Raw genomic sequence first — 21,906 nt, 5'->3', positions numbered from 1 at the left:
TCACTTCTGATGTTCAGCTTCAGCTAATCGCGACAAATTTTCTTTTGCCAACCACATTTCCACTTCTGTAAGACTTAGTTGTACTTCCTCTCTGAGTGAAAAATCAGCTAGCGGCTGCTGTTCAAGCGCTGCGCACATCCGGCTGGCAGAACGCATCCCCATGCTGGCGCAGCTGCTTTTTAGCTGATGTGCCAGACGTTTTATCTTCTCGTACTCACATGCTGCGCGCGCTGCGTCAATCTCATCTAATACAGGAAGGGTGTGTTGCTTAAAGAGCGCTAACCATTCGTGCACCTTTTGCCATCCCATTAGCTGGATATCCCCGGCTAATTGCTGGGTATCTAACCGTTGGTTGTCATTTTCTAATGCAGCCGGGAGAGGGGCGTTACCGTGGAGATAATGGGTAATGAGCCGACTAAGTTCATCCCGGGGAACCGGTTTTTGAATAACGCCGAGAAACAGGGTGCTGGTTCTTTGGCTTAGCGTTTCGTCGATGACGTGTGCGCTAAAGCCTATTAGCTTTAACGTCGGAAACTCGCGGGTTAACTGTTGCGCCAGCGTGATGCCGTCGATATCCGGAAGATCAAAATCAACCAGCGCGGCATTATACTGGGCGTCTTGCTGCAGTATGGTGAGCGCCGCAGCCGCACTGTCGGCAGCGGTGACCTGGGCGCCATTGAGGGTGAGCATTTCTGTACTGATGCGCTGCGTGAGGGGGTTATCCTCGATTAGCAGTAAGCGTAAACCCTGTAACGATATGGCACGTGGAACGGATTTAGCTACCGGCATCGCGCCAGCCCGTAATGGCAGACGAAGACGAAAGCAGCTTCCGACTCCCGGCGTACTGGTGACGCTCAGTTCTCCCTGCATCGCCTGCGCAAGGCTGGCACTGATAGTGAGTCCAAGCCCGGTCCCCCCACGTTTACCGCTAACCTGAACAAACGGCTGAAAAATATCGCGCTGATGGACAGGGTCAATCCCGCATCCCGTGTCCTCGACCTCAATATACCAGTCCTGATCTTTACATCGGCTACGCAGGGTGATGTGTCCGCGATCGGTAAAGCGAAGCGCGTTGTTTAATAGGTTAGTTATGATTTGCCGAATGCGGCGCGGATCGCCGCGTAGGGAGTCGGGGACATCGTCGGCAAAATCCGTAACCAGCACGACCGGGCGACCCACAACGCGACCGTGCATGAGCTGAAGCGTACTTTCCAGCAAGGGTCTGGGCTCAAAAGGTTCATCGCCGATCGCCACATTTTTTCCGCCCGCTTCGATGGCGGAATAGTCCAGGATATCGTTGAGGATGGTCAGCAGAGACTCGCCAGAGTCGGTGATTGCGCGCAGATTCTCCTGATGCTGCGCCAGAGCGGGATTGTCTGAGAGCAACTGCGCAGTGCCGAGGATCCCATACAGCGGGGTGCGTATCTCATGGCTCATGGCGGCCAGAAACGCCGATTTTGCCTGGTTGGCTTTTTCGGCTTCTGCCCGCGCCTGACGGTGTTCAGACACCATAGAACGCAGTTCGGCGGTGCGAGCTTTTACCTGAGCGGCCAGATGTTCGCGATGGCTATTAAGGGCGTGAACGCTACCGCGAAAGGCGTCCATTAACCGACCGATGGTATCCAGTTCGCGAACGCCCGCTGTTTCCGGAAATGGGGAGTCAATATCACCTTCAAGCAGACGCTGTAACGCCTGGGTTTGCTGCGCCAACGGGCGCGTCACCGAGCGGTAAACTACGCGCCAAAGAATGAGAATTAACAAGCACAATGACACCGCACCTAACAGCAGCAGCAGCGTTTGCCCGCGCTGGCTGGCCTGTTTGAGATGCGCCAGCCCGGTCTGATTGCGTTGGCCAATGATTTCTACCAACTGACTGACTTCGCTACTGAAACGGGTAAATTGCTCGATATTGTTCTGCGATAAGATCTGTAAGCGGGTGGTGATGTCATTATCCTGACGATACAGGGCCAGCAGATCGACATAACGGCTTATCGAATTTACAGCGCCGGCAACCTGGGTGCGTACCACCGGATCTTCAATGCGTATTTGTCGGCGGTGAAGCACTCTGACGGCGGCATTAAGCTGGGTTTCCAGCGCTGCAAGGTTATTCTGCGCCTGGTTATTCCCCAGATTCATCACCATTTGCTGCACGCGTAGCGCGCTCAGGCGCAGTTCATTCATCTGGTTATAATATTCCAGATCGATATCGATAAGCCTGTCGAGAGCGTGTTCCGCCGCCTGCCCCTGATGGCTCTCAATCAAATCATAAATGCTTGCCTGCGTAGCGCCCGCCGAGGTGGCGGCATTACTGGCCTGACCGCGCGCCATTTCGGCAACGTCGGCGGTAGCCTCAACAATATGTTGGCTGAGCTGTTGCTGCCGATTGCGCAGTTTCAGACGTTCGCCAACCAACTCCCCCTGATGGCTTAACGACTGGGCGATCTCTTTTTCCTGTTGTTCAATGGCCGACGTGTCAAAGCCCTGCTCGCGCAGGGTTTTCAGTAAAGCGGTTATTTTCAGGCTTTGGGCGGTTAACATACGCCCCTGAGCCAGCCACATATTTTCATTATCTGCGGTGGTCAGATTCTGCGCGGAAAACAGTTCCCAGGCGCTGGCTTCGCTGAGCTGGCGCGCCATGTCCATGGTCGGGATCAGCGCCTGGGTATTGGCCTGCTCAACCTGGCTTACAAAACGCAGGTTATACCAGCCTACCAGCGTACTAATGAGGGTCAGTGCCGCCATCAGCCCGAAGCCTATCCACAGTCGTTTGGTCAGAGATAAATTCACTGTCGGGTCGCCACAGATTAAAAAGGTTGAGTCCAAAAGAGGAAAGCAACTAGGATAAAGCCTTATCAATGTTGAGGCTATCATGCGCGTATTGGTTTTCCTGCTTATCACACTTTTTCCCGGCTTAGGTCACGCGACCGGGTCCGCACTGCTGCGCTGGCCGGATACCCAGCAGGCAGTGCCGGAGCCGCTAACGGACGTTACTGCAAACAAAGTCTGGAAACTGTGCGCGCTGTATCCCAGCCTTAAGGATTCCTACTGGCTTTCCGTGAATTACGGCATGCTGGAGGCGGCGAAAAAATACGGCGTAAGCCTGAAGGTGCTCGAGGCGGGAGGGTATCGCCAGTTCGACACGCAAAAATCACAAATCGCTCAATGCCAGCAATGGGGCGCGGATGCCATTTTGTTGGGCAGCAGCACGACGACTTTTCCGGATTTGCAGGCGCAGGTTGGCACGCTGCCGGTTATCGAGGTGGTGAATGCTATCCATGACGCAACGGTAAAAGCCCGGATTGGGGTTCCGTGGTTCCAGATGGGTTATCAGCCAGGCCGCTATTTGGTTAAGTGGAGCGCGGGCAAACCGCTAAAGGTCTTATTATTGCCAGGACCTGATGACGCCGGGGGCAGTCGTGAGATGGTGGCCGGATTCCGTCAGGCGATTGCCGGCAGTCAGGTGCGCATCGTGGATGTGGCGTTGGGCGATAATGATATTGAAATACAGCGTAATCTGTTGCAGGAGATGCTTGAGCGTCACCCGGATGCCGACGTGGTGGCCGGTACAGCAATTGCTGCTGAAGCGGCAATGGGGGAGAAGCGCAATCAGGGCGCGCCGTTAACTGTCGTCTCTTTTTATCTGTCGCATCAGGTGTATCGCGGGCTTAAACGCGAAAGAATCATTATGGCTGCCAGCGATCAAATGGTCTGGCAAGGTGAACTGGCGATTCAGCAGGCTATCAGAGTATTACAAGGACAACCTGTGCCGGAAAATATCAGTCCGCCGATCCTGGTGCTCACCCCGAAAAATGTCGACAGCCAGCATGTAAAGTGCTCGTTGTCGCCCGGCGGATTCCGTCCTGTTTATCTGTATCAGTACACGTCAGCCGCTAAAAAATAGCCTTCCCCGTGCTGTGTTACCAGTAAATCAGCACGCAGCTTGTGGCGTAAACGGCGGATCAGTACGTCCACGGTGCGTAAGTCCGGATTGTCTACCCGTCGCGCCGACAGCATGCGCAGTAAACGTTCGCGACTGAGAATTTCCCCTGGATTGGTAACAAACGCGACCAGCATTTCATACTCGGCGCGGGTGAGTTTGATTGCCTCGTCGCCCAGTTCCAGAGTATGACGGGAGACGTTCAGACAATACCCGGCAAACTGATAGCAGTTGTCTTTAGCCTCCGGTCGCGCCTCGCGGGCAAGGTCGATACGCCAGAGTAAATTTTTCACTCTCACCACCAGTTCACGTAGCTCCAGCGGCTTGGTGACATAATCATCAGCCCCCATTTCCAGGCCAACGATACGGTCAATTTGGTCACTACGACCCGTGACCAGGATGATCCCCACCGTTGAGCGTTCACGCAGGGCGCGGGTCAGCATTAAGCCATTTTCATCCGGGAGATTGATATCTAACAGAATAAGATCGACAGAGTGTTGTGACATGATTTCACGCAGGCCAGCTCCACTGGCTGTGACCGAGACGTGATAACCTTCCTGTTCAAAATAAGCCTGTAATCGTGCCTGGGTAACGGGTTCATCCTCAACAATGACAATGTGATGCGACATCCTGTTTGTTGTCTCTTTCTGTTCATATCTGTTCACATTGTGCCGTAAGCCATTCATCCTGACCAGTGTTGCCGTTCACATTTGCGAAATAAGATCCTCTGTAACTAAACCATATATTTACAGGGGCTATTATGCGGAAACTATGGAGGGCGCTGCTCAGACCGAGCGCACGTTGGTCAGTGTTGGCGCTGGTCGTCATCGGGATGGTGGTCGGTATCGCGCTGATCGTCTTACCGCACGTTGGCATTAAATTAACCAGTTCAACCGAATTTTGCGTGAGCTGCCACAGCATGCAGCCGGTTTATGAAGAATATAAACAGTCTGCGCATTTTCAGAATGCCTCCGGGGTGCGCGCAGAGTGTCATGATTGCCACATTCCATCCGATATCCCTGGCATGGTGAAACGTAAGCTGGAGGCCAGCAACGATATTTACCAGACCTTTGTTGCCCACTCTATTGATACTCCTGAGAAATTCGAAGCCAAACGTGCCGAGCTGGCGGAGCGCGAATGGGCGCGAATGAAGGAGAACAACTCCGCGACCTGTCGTTCCTGTCATAACTATGATGCGATGGATCACGCGAAACAGCATCCTGAAGCTGCGCGTCAGATGAAGATTGCGGCCAAGGACAATCAATCCTGTATTGACTGCCATAAAGGTATTGCGCATCAGCTTCCCGATATGAGCAGCGGTTTCCGCAAGCAGTTTGACCAGTTACGCGCCAACGCAAACGACGATGGCGATACGCTCTATTCCCTGGACATCAAACCTATTTATGCCGCCAAAGGGGATAAAGAACCTGCGGGCTCACTGCTGCCTGCTTCTGAAGTAAAAGTGTTAAAGCGTGACGGCGACTGGCTGCAAATTGAAATTGTGGGCTGGACCGAGAGTAACGGGCGTCAGCGCGTGCTGGCCCAATTGCCAGGTAAACGCATTTTTGTGGCCTCCATTCGTGGCGACATTCAGCAGCATGTGAAAACCCTGGAGCAAACGACCGTCGCGGAAACGAACACGCAGTGGAGCAAGCTGCAGGCCACCGCCTGGATGCAGAAGGGCGATATGGTTAACGACATTAAGCCAATCTGGGCTTATGCCGACTCGCTCTATAACGGAACCTGTAACCAGTGCCACGGCGCACCTGAGAAAGAACACTTTGACGCCAACGGCTGGATTGGCACGTTGAACGGCATGATTGGATTTACCAGTCTGGATAAACGTGAAGAACGTACCTTACTGAAATATTTGCAGATGAATGCCTCTGACACCACGGACAAGCCGCATGGCGATAAGGGAGAAAGCAATGAAAAATAACGATCTCTTTCAGGCATCTCGCCGTCGTTTTCTACTGCAGTTGGGCGGTTTGACCGTCGCCGGTATGTTAGGACCTTCGCTGCTCACACCGCGCAGCGCCAACGCCGCAGAGGTGCAGGGAACTGGCGTCAAAGAGGGGATCCTGACCGGATCTCACTGGGGGGCAATCCGCGCCACCGTGGTTGATGGGCGTTTTATTGAAGCCAAACCGTTTGAGCGTGATAAGTACCCGTCAAAAATGATCGCTGGACTGCCGGACCACGTGCATGGCGGGGCGCGTATTCGCTATCCAATGGTCCGCGTCGACTGGTTGCGTAAACGCCATCAGAGCGATACCACGCAGCGTGGAGATAACCGCTTTGTGCGCGTTTCGTGGGATGAAGCGCTGGACTTCTTCTATCAGGAGCTGGAGCGAATTCAGAAGACCTATGGCCCGAGCGCGCTGCTGACGGCCAGCGGTTGGCAATCAACCGGCATGTTCCATAACGCCTCGGGGATGCTGGCGCGCGCCATTGCGCTGCACGGCAACAGCGTAAGTACCGGGGGCGACTATTCCACTGGTGCAGCCCAGGTGATTCTGCCGCGCGTGGTCGGGTCAATGGAGGTATATGAACAGCAGACCTCCTGGCCGCTGGTGCTGAAAAACAGCAAAACGATTGTGCTGTGGGGTTCCGACCTGATTAAAAACCAGCAGGCGAACTGGTGGTGCCCGGATCATGATGTTTATGAATACTACGAACAACTGAAAGAAAAAGTGGCGCGCGGCGAGATCTCGGTTATCAGTGTTGATCCGGTCATCACCTCGACGCACGACTACCTGGGCCGCGACAAGGTTAAACACGTCGCCGTGAATCCGCAGGCCGATGTGCCGCTACAGCTGGCGCTGGCGCACACACTTTATACCGAGAAGCTCTACGATAAGCATTTTCTCGATAACTACTGCGTAGGGTTTGAGCAGTTTCTGCCTTATCTGCTGGGGGAAAGTGACGGACAGCCTAAAGATGCCCAGTGGGCGGAAAAAATATGCGGGATTGATGCCGATACGATTCGTGAACTGGCGCGGCAAATGGCGGGCGGAAGAACGCAGATTATTGCCGGCTGGTGCGTCCAGCGTATGCAGCACGGGGAACAGTGGGCGTGGATGATCGTGGTGCTGGCCTCAATGCTTGGACAAATCGGCTTACCCGGCGGTGGCTTCGGCTTTGGCTGGCACTACAACGGTGCGGGCACGCCAAGCCGCAAAGGGATTATCCTGAGCGGTTTTTCTGGCTCCACCACCGTACCTCCTATGCATGACAGCACTGATTATAAGGGGTACAGCAGCACCATCCCGATCGCGCGTTTTATCGATGCGATTCTTGAGCCGGGTAAACAAATTAACTGGAACGGCAAAACCGTTAAGTTGCCGCCGTTGAAGATGTGCGTTTTTGCCGGGACCAACCCTTTCCATCGTCACCAGCAGATCAATCGTATTATTGAGGGCTGGCGTAAGCTGGAAACCGTTATCGCCATCGATAATCAGTGGACCTCGACCTGTCGATTCGCTGACATCGTATTGCCCGCGACGACCCAGTTTGAGCGTAACGATCTTGACCAGTATGGCAACCACTCCAACCGCGGCATTATCGCCATGAAACAGTTGGTGCAGCCGCAATTTGAAGCACGTAATGATTTCGATATTTTCCGCGATCTCTGCCGCCGCTTTAATCGTGAAGAAGCCTTTACCGAAGGGCTGGATGAGATGGGGTGGCTGAAACGGATCTGGCAGGAAGGAAGCCAGCAGGGGAAAGGGCGCGGCGTTCATCTCCCCGCTTTTGACGTTTTCTGGAATCAGCAAGAGTACGTTGAGTTCGAACATCCGCAGATGTTTGTACGTCATCAGGCATTCCGCGAAGACCCCGATCTTGAGCCGCTGGGCACGCCGAGCGGTTTGATCGAAATTTTCTCGAAAACCATTGCAGGTATGCAGTATGACGACTGCCAGGGGCATCCGATGTGGTTTGAGAAAATCGAACGCTCACATGGTGGACCCGGGTCGCAGCGTTGGCCACTGCATCTGCAATCCGTTCATCCTGATTTCCGTCTGCACTCGCAGCTTTGTGAATCTGAAGCGCTGCGTAAGCATTATGCGGTAAGTGGTAAAGAGCCGGTGTTTATCAACCCGCAGGATGCCAGCGTCAGGGGGATTCGCAACGGTGATATTGTCCGTGTGTTTAACGCACGTGGACAAGTACTGGCCGGGGCGGTTGTCTCCGATCTCTACTCGCCAGGCGTGGCGCGTATTCATGAAGGTGCCTGGTACGACCCTGATAACGGCGGAGAAACTGGGGCGCTGTGTAAATACGGCAATCCGAACGTATTAACAATCGATATCGGCACGTCTCAACTGGCACAGGCGACCAGCGCTCATACCACGCTGGTGGAAATTGAGAAATATACCGGCAAGGTGGATAACGTGACGGCGTTCAGCGGCCCGATAAAAATGGTGGCGCAGTGCGAATACGTTCCGGCGGAGAAGGTATCGTCATGATAAAACACTCTTCCCTGACAACAGAACAGATGGCCTGTGTTTACGCCTGGCTGGCGCAGTTGTTTTCCCGGGAACGGGACGATGACAGCCTGGCACTTTTGCAGTCCAGCGAAATGGCTGAGTGGTTCGCGGTGCTAAAAGGTGAACCGTCGCTTGAAGCGGAAGTCCTTCAGCTGGAGGAGAAAATTGCTGCGCTTCAGGTGCGTGAGGACGCTACCCTCGAACTGGCGGCTGATTTTTGTAGCCTGTTTCTGATGACGGAAAAACACGCGGCGTTACCCTATGCGTCGGCTCATCTTGAAGGAGGGCCGAATTACGGGGTCATTAAACGATTGTTAGCCGATGCTGGCATGCAGGTAAGCGAAACGTTTAGCGAGTCAGCCGATCATCTGGCAATTTTTATCGAACTGCTGAGTCATCTGCATTTTTCTCTGGGAGAGTCCGGGCTTAGCCGCCAGCGTATTGATGCGCTGCGCAGAGAAACGCTGGCGGGGCTGTTACGCTGGTTACCGGAATTCACCGCCAAATGCCGCCGCTATGATGACTTTGGTTTCTATGGCGCGCTGAGTCAGCTGTTGCTGGCACTGGTCAGGCTGGATATTCAGAACTGAGTGATGGCCTAAGCCACAGAAAAACGGAAATACATTCGTTCTAATGCTTGTCATTTTAACGAAAATGAATGGCCGTAATGAGTAACTGAGAGTGGGACATCCGGAGGCAATGAATCTGTTGCCTCCGGTATATTGCTACATTTACCGCTGAGGTGAACGGAACCCTGAGCAAGAATCACATGTGCTCAATAATGCTTAACTTATAAACGTTAGTGCAAATTCGCCCCCATTTTGACCCTATCACCGCACAACCAGCACGGGACATTTTGCATGGCGTACTACGGCAGCCGCCGTTGAACCCAGCAGATAAGTGCTAAAACCAGGCTTATGTGAGGCAATAACAATAAGCTCAGCGTCTACCGCCTCCGCCAGTTTGAGGATCTGATCCTTCGGCGGGCCGTAAACGACGTGAGTCTGACTCCTGCCTGCAGGAATATTGAACTGCTTAATAATCTCTTCGAGTTTTTCGCTGGCCTTGGCCTGCAGACCGCTTCTGTCCGGGAATTCTGTTGAGTAAGCCAGCCCCAGCGAGGCATAGAACGGAACGGTAGGAATAACGGCTAAAAAGTGGACCTTAGCGGTTTTGGCATGCGCCAGGACCTGTGGAACAACATGGCGGGTTAAATCGGTTTCAGAGATATCAATGGGCACCAGAATTGAGCGATACATATTCACTACCTCCTGTTTGTTTACCTCTACCCAGAGTGTAGCGAAAATCGAATCTGTATAATAAGTGACCAGATCAAGGTTGCATGCATAAATGCGCGTCAATGATAGGTGTGTGTCACAACTCTTGTCGTGAATGTATATCTGAGCACAACCACAAGAGGGGTATCTTCATTAATACGTGTTATCACGTAATAGAAAAGGGTTCGTTTTTATGTTTTTTCATTGTATATTTTATTATATAGCGACTATTGCCAAGGGCATAATTTTAATGCCATTCAGCACTCATCAAACTTTTATTCTGACGTTTCCATAATTAATGGTTAATTAAACCTTGGATTTGGTTTAATTATCTGAATTTAAAAAGGTATTTTATATTTAATTTCGTTCGTATTAATTATGCGAGCGCCTTCAAACTTACCCACATGCTGATTCTCATTTCCCTCTGCGTTTGATGAATATCAATAAGTAGCCGCGTTAGGGTAATTATTGTCTACCTATTAAAGGGTATTCATCTTGTGGGAATAAAAGATGAGAAAAATAAATAAAACCATCCTCGGGACGATGCTGCTGTGCATTGTTCTTGGTGCTGTTATCGTTTTGGCAGGGCAATGGACGTTGCACAAAACCTCAAGCACGGAATTCTGTTTGTCGTGTCATACGATGCAGGCACCGTATGAGGAATATACCGGTTCGGTTCACTTTCAGAATCAGAAAGGTATTCGTGCAGAGTGTGCTGATTGTCATATCCCCCAGGGCGGCCTGGATTATCTGGTGGCTAAACTGCGAGCCTCAAAAGATGTTTATCATCAGTTCATAACCAAAAAAATCGATACCCCAGAAAAATTTGAAGAACACCGTCTGGAGATGGCGCAAACCGTTTGGGCACAGCTAAAAGCGAGCGATTCTGCGACCTGCCGTAGCTGTCACAGCATGGACGCGATGGATCTTGCCGCACAAAGCGCAGAGGCCCAGAAAATGCACAAAATGGGCATCGAGGAAAAGCAAACCTGTATTGATTGCCACAAAGGCGTCGCCCATTTTCCACCTGAAATAAAAATGGATGACAGCGCGCTCAAAGGGCTTGAAGCGCAGTCCGCCTCCACCCCTGCTTCGGCAACAGAGCTTTATGCCGTAAGCAACACTGCGCTGGGCGATTTGGGAACCGTTTACCCGGCAACAAAAATGCAGGTTCTGAAAACAACGGACAATACGCGACAGGTCGAGATTCGCGGTAGCCAGATGCAGGGAAATGAACAGGTCATTTACTACGCGGCAGGACAGCGTTTGATTCTTGCCAGCCTGAGTGAAAAAGGTCAGCAATCGCTGAAGATCCTCTCCGACTGGAAAAAAGATGATTACGGCAATGTGTGGCGAGATGTCGTGCTGCAGGGTGAATGGAGCGGTTCCGCTCTCGCCAGCCGTGAACCGATGTGGGATTACGCACGCAAACTCGACAATGTGTACTGCGCGGGCTGCCATGCGCCAATTCCAGCGAATCATTTCACGCTCAACGCCTGGCCTTCAGTAGCAAAAGGGATGGGCGCTCGCACCAATATCAGTGAAAACGAACTGGATATCCTGAGCCGTTACTTCCAGTACAACGCTAAAGACATGAACAAATAAGCGATAAATCAGGAGAAATCATGAAACTCACAAGACGTGACTTTATTAAGACGGCCGGCGCGGCAACCGGGACAATGGCGATTTCTTCGGTGATCCCAATGCCGGCCTGGGCCGAAGGCCAAAATGGCGGAGCGATTCTGACGGCAGCGCGTTGGGGCGCGGTATACGTGGAAGTAAAAGATGGCAAAGTGGTTTCCTCAAAAGGCGCGTTGCCTAAAACGGTGCCGAACTCGTTACAGCAAACCGCGCCGGATCAGGTCCATACCAATATCCGCGTAAAATATCCGATGGTGCGCAAAAGCTATCTGGAAAACCCGGGTAATGCGGATGGTAAACGTGGAAGCGATCCTTTCGTGCGGGTTAGCTGGGAGCAGGCACTGAAACTGATACATGAGCAGCATAGCCGGATCCGTAGCAGCTATGGCCCAGCGTCGATATTTGCTGGTTCTTATGGTTGGCGCTCCAGCGGCGTTCTGCATAAAGCGCAAACCTTACTGCAACGCTATATGAGCATGGCCGGTGGTTACGCAGGTCATACCGGAGATTATTCAACCGGTGCCGCGCAGGTGATCATGCCTTACGTTGTGGGATCGGTTGAAGTCTATGAGCAGCAAACCACCTGGCCGATGGTGCTTGAGCACAGTCAGGTCGTGGTGCTGTGGGGGATGAACCCGCTCAATACCCTCAAGATTGCCTGGAGCAGCACGGATGAACAGGGGATTGAATACTTTAATCTGCTGAAGAAATCAGGGAAAAGCGTCATCGCCATCGATCCGATGCGTTCCGAAACCATTGAGTTCTTTGGTGATAATGCGACCTGGATTGCGCCACATATGGGGACCGATGTGGCGATGATGTTAGGGATCGCCCATACGCTGGTGAAGAAAAATCTCCATGACAAAGCCTTCCTGGAAAAATACACCACTGGATATCCGCAGTTTGAAGAGTATTTGCTCGGCAAGAGCGACAAAATAGAGAAAACCGCCGAGTGGGCTTCCGGCGTGTGCGGCGTGCCTGCTGAGCAACTGGAGAAGCTGGCGGAAATTTTCTCCAGCAATAAAACCATGCTCATGGCGGGTTGGGGGATTCAGCGCCAGCAATACGGTGAGCAAAAACACTGGATGCTGGTAACTCTGGCGGCGATGCTGGGGCAAATTGGTACCGAAGGCGGTGGTTTCGGATTCTCTTATCACTATTCCAACGGCGGTAACCCAACGCGTACCGGGGGAGTATTGCCAGCCATCTCCGCCCAAATTGAGGGTGGGTCATCTGCGGGTAACGACTGGGCGGTTTCCGATGCGGTGATCAGCCTGCCGGTAGCGCGAATTGTCGAAGCGCTGGAAAATCCAGGCGGCAAATATCAGCATAACGGTAAAGAGCAAACTTTCCCGGATATCAAAATGATCTGGTGGGCGGGCGGCGCAAACTTTACCCATCATCAGGATACTAACCGTTTAATCAAAGCCTGGCAGAAGCCTGAACTGGTTGTCATCTCTGAGTGCTACTGGACCGCAGCGGCCAAACATGCCGATATAGTCCTGCCGATCACCACGTCGTTTGAGCGCAACGATCTGACCATGACCGGTGATTACAGTAACCAACATCTGGTACCGATGAAGCAGGTCATTGAGCCGCAGTTTGAAGCACGCAGTGATTTTGACGTATTTGCCGATCTGGCGGAGATGCTCAAGCCTGGCGGTAAGGCGGTCTACACCGAGGGCAAAGATGAAATGGCGTGGCTGAAGCAGTTCTATGATGCCGCGCAAAAAGCCGCCCGCGCCCAGCGTATCGCCATGCCTCAGTTCAACGCGTTTTGGCAGCAAAACAAACTGATCGAAATGCGTGAGAATGAAAAGAATAACAAATATGTACGCTACGCGGATTTCCGCAGCGATCCAGTGATGAATGCGCTTGGAACGCCGAGCGGTAAGATAGAAATCTACTCAAAAACGATTGAAGGCTATCAATACAAAGATTGTCCGCCGCATGCGTCATGGATTGAACCCGATGAATGGAAAGGAACTGCGGATAAAGATCAACTGCAGCTACTGACGGCGCACCCGGCACATCGTCTGCATAGTCAGTTGAACTACGCTTCGCTGCGCAAAGAGTACGCGATTGCTAATCGTGAGCCGGTAACGATTCACCCGGATGATGCGAAAGCCAGAGGTATTGTCGAGGGCGATTTGGTACGCGTATGGAACGCGCGTGGACAGGTGCTGGTGGGGGCACACATCAGTGACGGTATCAAACCGGGAATCATCTGTATCCATGAAGGCGCATGGCCAGATATTGAGAACGGTATCTGCAAAAATGGCGGCGCGAACGTGCTGACGGCGGATATCCCAACCTCAAGGCTGGCGAATGGCTGCGCGGGGAATACCAGCCTGGTATACGCAGAGAAATTCACCGGCGAAGCGCCAAAACTCACCGTCTTTGATGAGCCAGCAATCGTCACTCTGTAATGATGGTTGAAAAGCGGGGGCCGTAAGGCTCCCGCTTTTTATTGCTGGTATGGCAATGTCTTATCGCCGTTACTCTGCCAGCACAATCACATCTCCCGTTGCCGGGGCGTCAGTTCCCGGTAGCCACAATCGACCCCACGAACCGGTGCAATGACAGCCGAGTAGTTTTTCTGGCTGTTGTTGCTTAATAAATTGTCGGGTTCGCCATAGCTTAGCGGGGGAGGCAGTGCGTAAATGGAACCCACCGACGAGGGCGTAAATTTGGTCAACGCCGGTGATGTTTTGGCAATGGCGTACGATATTCTCTATTCCCCGATGCCCGCATCCGGTAATGATGACTAACCCGCGATCAGATTTATAGATCAATACGCCTTCGTCGCTGATGTAATCCGGTTGAGGTGTTTTCTCGCTAATAACGCCATAGGCCTGTGGAGTGGCGACACTAATTTCCCCGGACCACAAAAATCGATCGCTGATCGCCAACGGTTCACGGGTGTATTCCATGATTAGTCGAGAGTAGTCGTTATCACGCGAGAGTTTTTTTATTTTTCTTGGCGTTCCCGCCAGGGTTATTGAGGCGTACCGCTCGCAGGCTATTTGGGGATGGCAAATGATACGACTGTTATCCGCCAGCCACGGCACGCCGCCACAGTGATCGTAATGGCCGTGCGAAAGAACCACGGCGGTCAATTGCGTCAGGTCTACGCCCATTTGCGCGGCGTTAAGTATGAAGCTGTCGTCCGGGCCGGTATCAAATAGTATGGTGGTGGTTTCATCCTGAACTAACAGACTTAATCCAGGCTTTGCCCGTAATGATTTATCTGCGCTCGCAGCGCGCCTGTTTTCAAGCAATACCGTGAGGGTTAATGCCATGCCTGACTCCAGTATTAAAACGGCATACTGTAATACATGACCGTTGAGAGCGCTGTGATCGCAGCGCTCTTTGTGCTGACTTAGCGGTGATAGTAATGGCCGTCATCATCGGAGTGATGGTGACGATGCCGCCACGCATGCTGGTTCTCCCTTTGCTCACGCTCCTGGCGTTCATGCTCTTTATCACGGTTGGCTTCACGATTTTTGTGATTAGCGATCGCCGTGGCAACTGCTGCGGCCCCAATACCAGCAGCGGCTGCAGAAAGATAAGGATGTTCGGCACAGCCCGACAGACTAGCCATAATAACCAACGTGGAAATCAGTTTTTTCATTGTGGCGGTATCCGTTACTCGCGCACAATTTTGCCAGCATTCCCGGCATCGCTGTCATTCCAGCTACCGCGACCATTCGTTTTAATGGTGTAAGTGGCATAGCCGACACGGAAGGTCATCGTATCCTGATAGGTATTTACGTCACGCACTTCATTACCATTGACGTACACGCTGGAACCCTCGACGTGAATATCAACGCTGCGTTGACCATTGGCAAATTTGGCTACGTAATTTCCGCTGAATTTGCCGTAAATATCGGCATTATCGTGGTTATCCCGGTCAGCGGTATTTTGCTGCTCTTCACCATGATGATGATGACGGCTCTGCTGGCTGTTGCCGTTCTCAATAAAGCCATGATCGCGGTTCCACTGATAGGATTTATTGATATCGCAGCCATTAAGTTCACTCATTTGTGTACAACCTGAATGTTCATACTTTTTCTGCATTGCCGGGGTAATTGCGCATGCTGTTGTGGCGGTTGTCAGGCCGAGGACAAAGAGGGGCAGCAGACGTTTTTTCATTTTTTTGCTCACTATCATCATTAAGTTTATTTATAGGAATACGAACTGTTCGAATGTCATGTTTACGACGACGGCAGTCTCCCATTAAATATTAATGACGCATACCAGGGGGAATCCTAATTTATATTAATGGTGAGGGTGTGGGGGCTGTAATATGCAACATTACAAGCAGGTGAATTACGTAGTTTATACAAGTGAGATAAAACGTTTAATTATATTTACTTTTTAATGAAGTGTTTAAAGAAATATTAATATTGACATTAACGGCAGGAACGCAGGCTTGTAAATGTACAGGCCTGCGTGGCGCGTTTTGTCCGCAATATTCATACATAGCGTATTGATGGACATTTTATTCAACACAGGACAACGTTACCCTTGCGCGGGGATCTGTGCACGGTGCTGCCTGGCCTGAACCTCATGGGCATATGAATGACCGTTATTCACTGACTGGTGAACGACCATCGCTTTTTCATGTTTATTCATTTGTGAAAAGGGGCGAGCCTGGGATGGCGTTGACGTTGAATTATTCGTCTGCGCGACGTGTTCTTGCGCCATTTGTTGATGTGCAGGGGCACTGCTGTTATTCATCATTTCATGGGCTGCTGCGGCCTGCTGATGCATTTTGGGTGTATCTGCCGCATTAACGCCAGCTGAAATAAAAAACGCGATAGCGAAAAAAGAGGATATCTTATTCATCATATTTCTCCTGTTTGGGTTTACGGAAGAAATTATAATTGGTGAGGGCTGTCAGCGGCGTGACAGGACTATGACGGTTATGTCAGAGAATCGGTGATGATATATATACCGGTCATACTTCAAGCTGCATATGCGTTGGCTGCGCTCGTTCACCCCAGTCATTTACTTAAGTAAGTGACTGGGGATTCCCTCTCTTGCCGCCTTCCTGCAACTCGAATTGTTTAAGGTATCAACGCCATTACCATAAATTACATCGCATGCTTGGGCAGCGTCAGAATAAATCGGGTGGCAAGCTGATCGGATGTCACCGAGACTTTCCCCTGATGGGCGATAACAATCGATTTCACAATCGCCAGGCCAATACCGCTGCCTTCGCCTTTACGCTGTCGTGAAGGGTCAACCCGATAAAACCGATCAAATAGCCGCGATAGATGCTGTGGGGGAATGGGGGGGCCGGGATTTTCCACGACTATCTGGACCAGGCCATCCGCCTCTTTCACCCGCACGGTTACCGACTCGCCTTTTGGCGTGTAGCGCATGGCATTTGAAAGCAGATTACTCATTGCCCGGCGTAGCATTAACGGATCGCCTGAAACCCAGCATGCGCGTCCTTCAAAACGTAAGCCAACCTCGCGCTCTTCTGCCCAGGCTTCGAAAAAATCGAACACTTTACCAACCTCATCGGCCAGATTAAGCGCTGTCTTTTCCGGGATAAGCTGATTGTTGTCTGCCTGCGCCAGAAACAGCATGTCGCTTACCATTTTCGACATACGACCAAACTCTTCAAGATTGGAATACAGCACGTCTTCCAGCTCTTTTTGGCTACGGGTTTGGCTGAGCGCAATTTCCGTTTGTGTGACCAGGTTGGTTATTGGCGTGCGGATCTCATGGGCAATATCTGCCGAGAAGTTCGACTGACGTTTAAATACATCCTCGATGCGTTCGATCATGTGATTAAACGAACTTACCAGTTGTTCCAGTTCAATAGGGACCGCTTGCGGATCGAGGCGCACATCAAGATCTTTTGAGGTGATATTTTGGATGCGCCGACTGACATTACGGATCGGTTCATGGCCTTTATACACAGCGAACAGCACGATAAATACAATCATCATGCTAATCAGCGATGCCGTCATAATCAGTTTGTTTTTCAGGTCGTTAATATAGTGCAGATGAAAATCGATCGATAACGCCAGATACAGCGTATACGCCGCTTTTCCATCAGTCAGCTTTCCTACCGGTAGGCGAATCATTCGCCAGTTAGACGACGTTTTTTGTCCGTGAATATGTTTGGACGTTTGCAGTGTTGGGCCGGATATAATAAAAACATCGCTGGCATGGGCATTTTTATCCGGTCTTGCGCTGGCGATAAATTGCCGTAGATCCGGCGCATTTGGCGAATGAAAAATGGCTTTCTGCTTACTGTCTTCCAGAGAAATAATGACGTTCGAGTAGCCCTCAACCACGTTTTTTAGCGTTTCCAGACGGCGTGATTCCGGCTCGTTGGGTTGGTTAATAATCCGCTCCAGCGTGGCGCTGATCTCTTGTAAATCATTGATGTCCTGCTCGGCGAAATGGACCTTCACGGAGTGGATCATTATCCATGCAAAGGCGAAAAATGAAGCAATTGTCGCCAGACTGATAAAAAAGGTCAGTCGTGTCGCCAGCGAAAAAGGGCGCCGCCATCGTTTACTGGGCATCAGGAACCTCAAGCATATATCCCACGCCGCGTACGGTCTGAATCAGTTTCGGCTCAAAATCGTTATCAATTTTGGCGCGCAGACGCTTAACGGCGACGTCGATGGCATTGGTATCGCTGTCAAAATTCATATCCCAGACCTGGGAAGCGATCAGCGAGCGGGGTAAAACTTCCCCTTGATGACGCAGGAAAAACTCAAGCAGGGTAAACTCTTTGCTGGTCAGAGTAATACGCGTCCCGCTGCGGGTGACTTTTCTGCTGACCAGATCGACCATTAAATCCGCGACCTGAAACTGGCTTTCGACAATCACCGCCGCACCCCGGCGCAGCAGCGTTCTGACCCGCGCCAGCAGTTCGGCGAAGGCGAACGGTTTGACCAGATAATCATCAGCGCCTAATTCCAGACCCTTAACCCGATGTTCAATGGTACCCAGCGCGGTGAGGAGAAGAATGGGCATCCCTTTGTTAGCGGAACGCAGCATCCGTACGATATCCCAGCCGTTTACATCCGGCAGCATGATGTCGAGTATGAGCAGGTCGTAATCGCCGGTCATCGCCAGGTGGTACCCGTTCAGGCCGTTATCCGCTAAATCCACGACAAAACCCGCTTCCGTCAGGCCTTTCGTCAGGTATTCACCGGTTTTTTTCTCATCTTCGACTATCAACACCTTCATCGCATTCTCCTTCTCACACGGGTTGTGCGGACTTTCAATTCTAGGGAAGCGGGATCGGATAGCAATCGGTTATTGGGAAAATGACAGTTTTGTCATTTTCCTGTCACCGCTTAAACAGAGTCACTTCGTTAAAGTACAACACTATAAATTCCTACATTTTTTAGGGCCATCAGTCCGGTCAGGACGAGAAGAACTATGAGCAAATTTAAGCTTCTTACCCTCAGCGCTGTATTCGTTCTCGCCGGTTGTTCATTGGCGCCGGACTATCAGCGTCCGACATTGCCTGTGCCGCAGCAATTCTCCTTAAGCCAGAATGCCCTGGTTTCTGCACCGGTGGGATATCAGGACACGGGCTGGCGGAGCTTCTTCGTTGACTCCCAGGTAAAGGCGCTGATTGGCGAGGCGCTGGTCAATAACCGCGATTTACGTATGGCAGTGCTAAAAGTTCAGGAAGCGAGAGCGCAATATGGCGTCACGGACGCTGACCGCTACCCGCAACTCACGGCAGGTTCCAGCGGTACTTACAGCGGCAAATTAAAAGGCGATAGCAGCACCGATCGTGAATTCGAAGCTGGACTCAATCTTAGTTTCGATCTGGACTTCTTTGGTCGGCTGAAGAATATGAGTGAAGCCGAGCGACAGAACTTCTTTGCCAGCGAAGAGGCGCGTCGGGCGGTACACATCTCATTAATCTCCAACGTATCGCAAAGTTATTTCAATCAGCGTCTGGCTTATGCACAACTGCAAATTGCCGAAGAAACGCTGCAAAACTATCAGCGTTCTTACGCTTTTGTTGAGAAGCAGTTGCTGACCGGAAGCACCAACGTACTGGCGCTGGAACAGGCGCGGGGCGTGATTGAAAGCACCCGCAGCGAAATCGCGAAGCGTAAAGGTGAACTGGCGCAGGCCAACAACGCGCTGCAACTGTTGCTGGGTACGTACGGGAAATTACCCAACGACCAGATGCGCAGCAGCGGGGATATCAAACCAGTAACGCTGCCGCCATCGCTCTCGTCGCAAATCCTGTTGCAGCGCCCGGATATTTTGGAAGCTGAACACGGATTAATGGCGGCGAATGCCAATATCGGCGCCGCACGAGCAGCGTTTTTCCCGTCGATTACCTTGACCAGTTCGGTTTCCAGCAGCAGCAGCGATCTCTCCAGCTTATTTAATGCGACCAGCGGCATGTGGAATTTTGTCCCCAAAATAGATATTCCCATTTTTAACGCCGGACGTAATCAGTCCAATCTCGACCTCGCTGAAATTCGCCAACAGCAGTCGGTGGTGAATTACGAACAAAAAATTCAGAACGCGTTTAAAGAGGTGGCGGATGCGCTGGTGTTGCGCCAAAGCATTGCCGATCAAATTAGCGGTCAGCAGCGCTACCTGACGTCATTGCAAATCACCTTACAACGCGCCAGAGCGCTTTATCAAAATGGTGCGGTTAGCTACATCGAAGTACTGGACGCCGAACGTTCTTTATTCGCTACGCAGCAATCGCTGCTCGATCTTAATTACGCCCAACAGGTTAATGAAATTAAGCTGTTTGCTGCCTTAGGCGGCGGTTGGGTGGAGTAATCCTTAATATTAACTTTTCAGGAGCATCAAGTATGAATACTACCGCCAAAGCCGTGTTGTTTAGCTTTTTCTCTGTGGTCATGTTTAACGCTCAGGCCAATGAGCATCAGCATGGCGAGATGATGAACATGCAGCCAGCGGCCCAACAGGAAGACGTCATTAGCGCCACCGGGGTGATTGAAGCTATTGATAAAGAAAGTAAAAAAATCACGATCAAGCATGATCCCATTCCCGCGGTGAACTGGCCTGCCATGACGATGCGTTTTACGCGGGTTGCCGACACCAAGGCTGACGATATTAAACCCGGCGATAAGGTTGCGTTTACGTTTGTTCAGCAGGGAAATATCTCTGTGTTACGCGATATTCACATCAGTAAATAACGTTCTCGCTGGTCTCTTTTATTCTTGCCCGGATTCTTCGAAATGCGGGTGAGACTATCGCGCAATGGAAATCACTATGGCGTCTTTAAATATTAAAAATACCGCGCTTATTCTCGCTGGCATGATTGCCGGTGGGGTTATTTCTGTCGGTATTTATACTTATTATTCATCAGCAAACGTAACGGCGGAAACCGGGCAGGCTTCGCAAAAAGAAGCCAGAAAAGTGTTGTTCTGGTATGACCCCATGTACCCGAACACGCGCTTTGATAAGCCGGGTAAATCACCGTTTATGGATATGGATCTGATCCCCAAATATGCCGATGAAGAGACCGCGAGCGCATCAGCGCCTGGCGTGCGTATCGATCCTACTCAGACCCAAAATTTGGGTCTGAAAACAGAACCTGTGCGCCGTGGCCCGCTGCACTATGCGCAAACTTTCCCGGCTAACGTTAGCTATAACGAATACCAGTTTGTTATTGTCCAGGCTCGCTCCGCAGGCTTTATCGAGAAGGTTTACCCGCTAACCGTGGGCGACAAAATTAAGCAAGGTGCGCCGCTTATCGATCTGACGATTCCCGACTGGGTTGAGGCGCAGAGCGAATATTTGTTACTGCGGGAGACCGGCGGCAGCGCGACACAGGTGGAAGGGATTCTGGAGAGATTACGTCTGGCCGGTATGCCGGAAGCGGATATTCAGCGCTTAAAATCGACGCGTAAAATTCAGACCCGCTTTACCCTGAAAGCCCCTATTGATGGGGTGATTACCGCATTCGATTTGCGTACCGGCATGAACATTTCCAAAGACAATGTGGTCGCGAAAATTCAGGGGATGGACCCGGTATGGGTCAGCGCGTCGGTCCCGGAATCTATCGCCTGGCTGATCAAAGACGCCTCGCAATTTACCATCACCGTGCCCGCCTGGCCGGATAAGCCTTTCACCATTAGCAAGTGGAATATCTTGCCAAGTGTCGATGCCACCACGCGTACGCTGCAGATCCGTTTGCAGGTCAATAACCCTGATGAGGCGCTCAAGCCGGGGATGAATGCTTACCTGCAACTGAAAACGCAAAGTGAACCGATGCTGCTGATCCCCTCAAAGGCGTTGATTGATACAGGCACCGAGCAACGGGTGATCACCGTCGATAACGAAGGTCGATTTGTACCGAAGCAGGTTGCGGTATTCCATGAATCTCAAGGGCTGACGGCTATCCGCTCAGGCCTGACTGAAGGTGAAAAAGTGGTGTCCAGTGGTCTGTTCCTGATTGATTCCGAGGCGAATATCTCTGGCGCACTGGACCGTATGCGCGCGCAGAACAGTGGTGCGCAAGACGCATCCGCAAAGCCAGCCCAGGCGACCCATTCACACTGAGGACATGATA

The 21,906-nt window shown here is 51.5% G+C and carries 18 protein-coding genes; 9 read left to right on the top strand and 9 right to left on the bottom strand.

Going from position 1 to position 21,906, the window contains the following annotated elements; genetic code table 11:
• Positions 1–2,787 (bottom strand): TMAO reductase system sensor histidine kinase/response regulator TorS, encoded by a 2,787-nt coding sequence (torS, locus tag HVZ52_RS16770; RefSeq protein WP_075205761.1) that lies wholly within the window; start codon positions 2,785–2,787, stop codon positions 1–3.
• An 82-nt stretch (positions 2,788–2,869) separates the two neighbouring features.
• Between torS and torT the strand changes: the two genes are divergently transcribed.
• On the top strand, positions 2,870–3,901 hold the full coding sequence (torT, locus tag HVZ52_RS16765) for a TMAO reductase system periplasmic protein TorT (RefSeq protein ID WP_181598493.1): 1,032 nt from the start codon (positions 2,870–2,872) through the stop codon (positions 3,899–3,901).
• Here torT and torR read toward each other — a convergent pair.
• Complete coding sequence (torR, locus tag HVZ52_RS16760; RefSeq protein WP_016152137.1) at positions 3,874–4,566, bottom strand: two-component system response regulator TorR; 693 nt, start codon at positions 4,564–4,566, stop codon at positions 3,874–3,876. The genes torT and torR overlap by 28 nt on opposite strands.
• Before the next feature lie 131 nt (positions 4,567–4,697).
• Here torR and torC point away from each other — a divergent pair, with 131 nt between their 5' ends.
• The 3 genes from torC to torD are packed head-to-tail and all read left to right on the top strand — an operon-like array spanning position 4,698 to position 9,017.
• Positions 4,698–5,876, top strand: coding sequence for a pentaheme c-type cytochrome TorC (torC, locus tag HVZ52_RS16755; protein WP_016152138.1), 1,179 nt, complete (start codon positions 4,698–4,700; stop codon positions 5,874–5,876).
• Positions 5,866–8,406: a trimethylamine-N-oxide reductase TorA gene (gene torA, locus HVZ52_RS16750; protein WP_181598492.1), complete on the top strand. Its 2,541-nt coding sequence runs from the start codon at positions 5,866–5,868 to the stop codon at positions 8,404–8,406. The genes torC and torA overlap by 11 nt, the downstream gene beginning before the upstream one ends.
• The gene (gene torD, locus HVZ52_RS16745; RefSeq protein ID WP_019076213.1) at positions 8,403–9,017 is read left to right on the top strand and encodes a molecular chaperone TorD; all 615 of its coding nucleotides are present in this window, start codon (positions 8,403–8,405) and stop codon (positions 9,015–9,017) included. Before torA ends, torD begins: the two co-directional genes overlap by 4 nt.
• A 240-nt stretch (positions 9,018–9,257) precedes the next feature.
• On the opposite strand, the gene uspF is transcribed toward torD, so the two are convergent.
• Complete coding sequence (uspF, locus tag HVZ52_RS16740; protein WP_016152141.1) at positions 9,258–9,686, bottom strand: universal stress protein UspF; 429 nt, start codon at positions 9,684–9,686, stop codon at positions 9,258–9,260.
• Between the two features lie 528 nt (positions 9,687–10,214).
• On the opposite strand from uspF, the gene HVZ52_RS16735 reads away from it, so the two are divergent.
• Together HVZ52_RS16735 and HVZ52_RS16730 are read left to right on the top strand one after the other, a co-directional pair.
• Positions 10,215–11,309, top strand: coding sequence for a NapC/NirT family cytochrome c (locus tag HVZ52_RS16735; protein ID WP_016155916.1), 1,095 nt, complete (start codon positions 10,215–10,217; stop codon positions 11,307–11,309).
• A 20-nt stretch (positions 11,310–11,329) separates the two neighbouring features.
• Complete coding sequence (locus HVZ52_RS16730; RefSeq protein ID WP_181598491.1) at positions 11,330–13,774, top strand: trimethylamine-N-oxide reductase 2; 2,445 nt, start codon at positions 11,330–11,332, stop codon at positions 13,772–13,774.
• Positions 13,775–13,843: 69 nt separating this feature from the next.
• Here HVZ52_RS16730 and HVZ52_RS16725 read toward each other — a convergent pair whose 3' ends face one another.
• From HVZ52_RS16725 to cusR, 6 genes are all read right to left on the bottom strand, one after another.
• The gene (locus HVZ52_RS16725; RefSeq protein ID WP_181598490.1) at positions 13,844–14,647 is read right to left on the bottom strand and encodes an MBL fold metallo-hydrolase; all 804 of its coding nucleotides are present in this window, start codon (positions 14,645–14,647) and stop codon (positions 13,844–13,846) included.
• A gap of 80 nt (positions 14,648–14,727) precedes the next feature.
• Positions 14,728–14,979, bottom strand: coding sequence for a membrane lipoprotein lipid attachment site-containing protein (locus HVZ52_RS16720; RefSeq protein ID WP_016155920.1), 252 nt, complete (start codon positions 14,977–14,979; stop codon positions 14,728–14,730).
• 14 nt (positions 14,980–14,993) lie between these two features.
• Positions 14,994–15,500 carry a hypothetical protein gene (locus tag HVZ52_RS16715; protein WP_181598489.1) on the bottom strand — a complete coding sequence of 169 codons (507 nt, stop codon included), beginning with the start codon at positions 15,498–15,500 and terminating at the stop codon, positions 14,994–14,996.
• Positions 15,501–15,869: 369 nt separating this feature from the next.
• Complete coding sequence (locus HVZ52_RS16710; protein WP_016152147.1) at positions 15,870–16,196, bottom strand: hypothetical protein; 327 nt, start codon at positions 16,194–16,196, stop codon at positions 15,870–15,872.
• A 248-nt stretch (positions 16,197–16,444) separates the two neighbouring features.
• A complete protein-coding gene (locus HVZ52_RS16705) occupies positions 16,445–17,896 on the bottom strand; it encodes a Cu(+)/Ag(+) sensor histidine kinase (protein ID WP_016152148.1) in 1,452 nt (483 codons plus the stop codon).
• Positions 17,886–18,569, bottom strand: a complete 684-nt coding sequence (gene cusR / locus HVZ52_RS16700; protein ID WP_016152149.1) for a copper response regulator transcription factor CusR — start codon at positions 18,567–18,569, stop codon at positions 17,886–17,888. Before cusR ends, HVZ52_RS16705 begins: the two co-directional genes overlap by 11 nt.
• Positions 18,570–18,764: 195 nt before the next feature.
• Here cusR and HVZ52_RS16695 point away from each other — a divergent pair, with 195 nt between their 5' ends.
• The 3 genes from HVZ52_RS16695 (at position 18,765) to HVZ52_RS16685 (ending at position 21,896) form a co-directional block, all read left to right on the top strand.
• A complete protein-coding gene (locus HVZ52_RS16695; protein ID WP_065554217.1) occupies positions 18,765–20,147 on the top strand; it encodes an efflux transporter outer membrane subunit in 1,383 nt (460 codons plus the stop codon).
• 32 nt (positions 20,148–20,179) lie between these two features.
• On the top strand, positions 20,180–20,527 hold the full coding sequence (gene cusF, locus HVZ52_RS16690) for a cation efflux system protein CusF (protein ID WP_016152151.1): 348 nt from the start codon (positions 20,180–20,182) through the stop codon (positions 20,525–20,527).
• 76 nt (positions 20,528–20,603) lie between these two features.
• Positions 20,604–21,896, top strand: coding sequence for an efflux RND transporter periplasmic adaptor subunit (locus HVZ52_RS16685; protein ID WP_047415066.1), 1,293 nt, complete (start codon positions 20,604–20,606; stop codon positions 21,894–21,896).
• Positions 21,897–21,906: the final 10 nt, after the last annotated feature.

The organism is Citrobacter sp. RHB36-C18, from assembly GCF_013814485.1.
GTDB classification, from domain to species: domain Bacteria; phylum Pseudomonadota; class Gammaproteobacteria; order Enterobacterales; family Enterobacteriaceae; genus Citrobacter; species Citrobacter braakii.
The sequence above is the reverse complement of the archived record's forward strand: the minus strand, read 5'-3'. Positions and strand labels throughout refer to the sequence as shown.

Coding starts and splice junctions, on each gene's coding strand:
- torT (WP_181598493.1), top strand. CDS start 2,870: ATGCGCGTATTGGTTTTCCTGCTTATCACACTTTTTCCCGGCTTAGGT.
- torR (WP_016152137.1), bottom strand. CDS start 4,566: ATGTCGCATCACATTGTCATTGTTGAGGATGAACCCGTTACCCAGGCA.
- torC (WP_016152138.1), top strand. CDS start 4,698: ATGCGGAAACTATGGAGGGCGCTGCTCAGACCGAGCGCACGTTGGTCA.
- torA (WP_181598492.1), top strand. CDS start 5,866: ATGAAAAATAACGATCTCTTTCAGGCATCTCGCCGTCGTTTTCTACTG.
- torD (WP_019076213.1), top strand. CDS start 8,403: ATGATAAAACACTCTTCCCTGACAACAGAACAGATGGCCTGTGTTTAC.
- uspF (WP_016152141.1), bottom strand. CDS start 9,686: ATGTATCGCTCAATTCTGGTGCCCATTGATATCTCTGAAACCGATTTA.
- HVZ52_RS16735 (WP_016155916.1), top strand. CDS start 10,215: ATGAGAAAAATAAATAAAACCATCCTCGGGACGATGCTGCTGTGCATT.
- HVZ52_RS16730 (WP_181598491.1), top strand. CDS start 11,330: ATGAAACTCACAAGACGTGACTTTATTAAGACGGCCGGCGCGGCAACC.
- HVZ52_RS16725 (WP_181598490.1), bottom strand. CDS start 14,647: ATGGCATTAACCCTCACGGTATTGCTTGAAAACAGGCGCGCTGCGAGC.
- HVZ52_RS16720 (WP_016155920.1), bottom strand. CDS start 14,979: ATGAAAAAACTGATTTCCACGTTGGTTATTATGGCTAGTCTGTCGGGC.
- HVZ52_RS16715 (WP_181598489.1), bottom strand. CDS start 15,500: ATGAAAAAACGTCTGCTGCCCCTCTTTGTCCTCGGCCTGACAACCGCC.
- HVZ52_RS16710 (WP_016152147.1), bottom strand. CDS start 16,196: ATGAATAAGATATCCTCTTTTTTCGCTATCGCGTTTTTTATTTCAGCT.
- HVZ52_RS16705 (WP_016152148.1), bottom strand. CDS start 17,896: ATGCCCAGTAAACGATGGCGGCGCCCTTTTTCGCTGGCGACACGACTG.
- cusR (WP_016152149.1), bottom strand. CDS start 18,569: ATGAAGGTGTTGATAGTCGAAGATGAGAAAAAAACCGGTGAATACCTG.
- HVZ52_RS16695 (WP_065554217.1), top strand. CDS start 18,765: ATGAGCAAATTTAAGCTTCTTACCCTCAGCGCTGTATTCGTTCTCGCC.
- cusF (WP_016152151.1), top strand. CDS start 20,180: ATGAATACTACCGCCAAAGCCGTGTTGTTTAGCTTTTTCTCTGTGGTC.
- HVZ52_RS16685 (WP_047415066.1), top strand. CDS start 20,604: ATGGCGTCTTTAAATATTAAAAATACCGCGCTTATTCTCGCTGGCATG.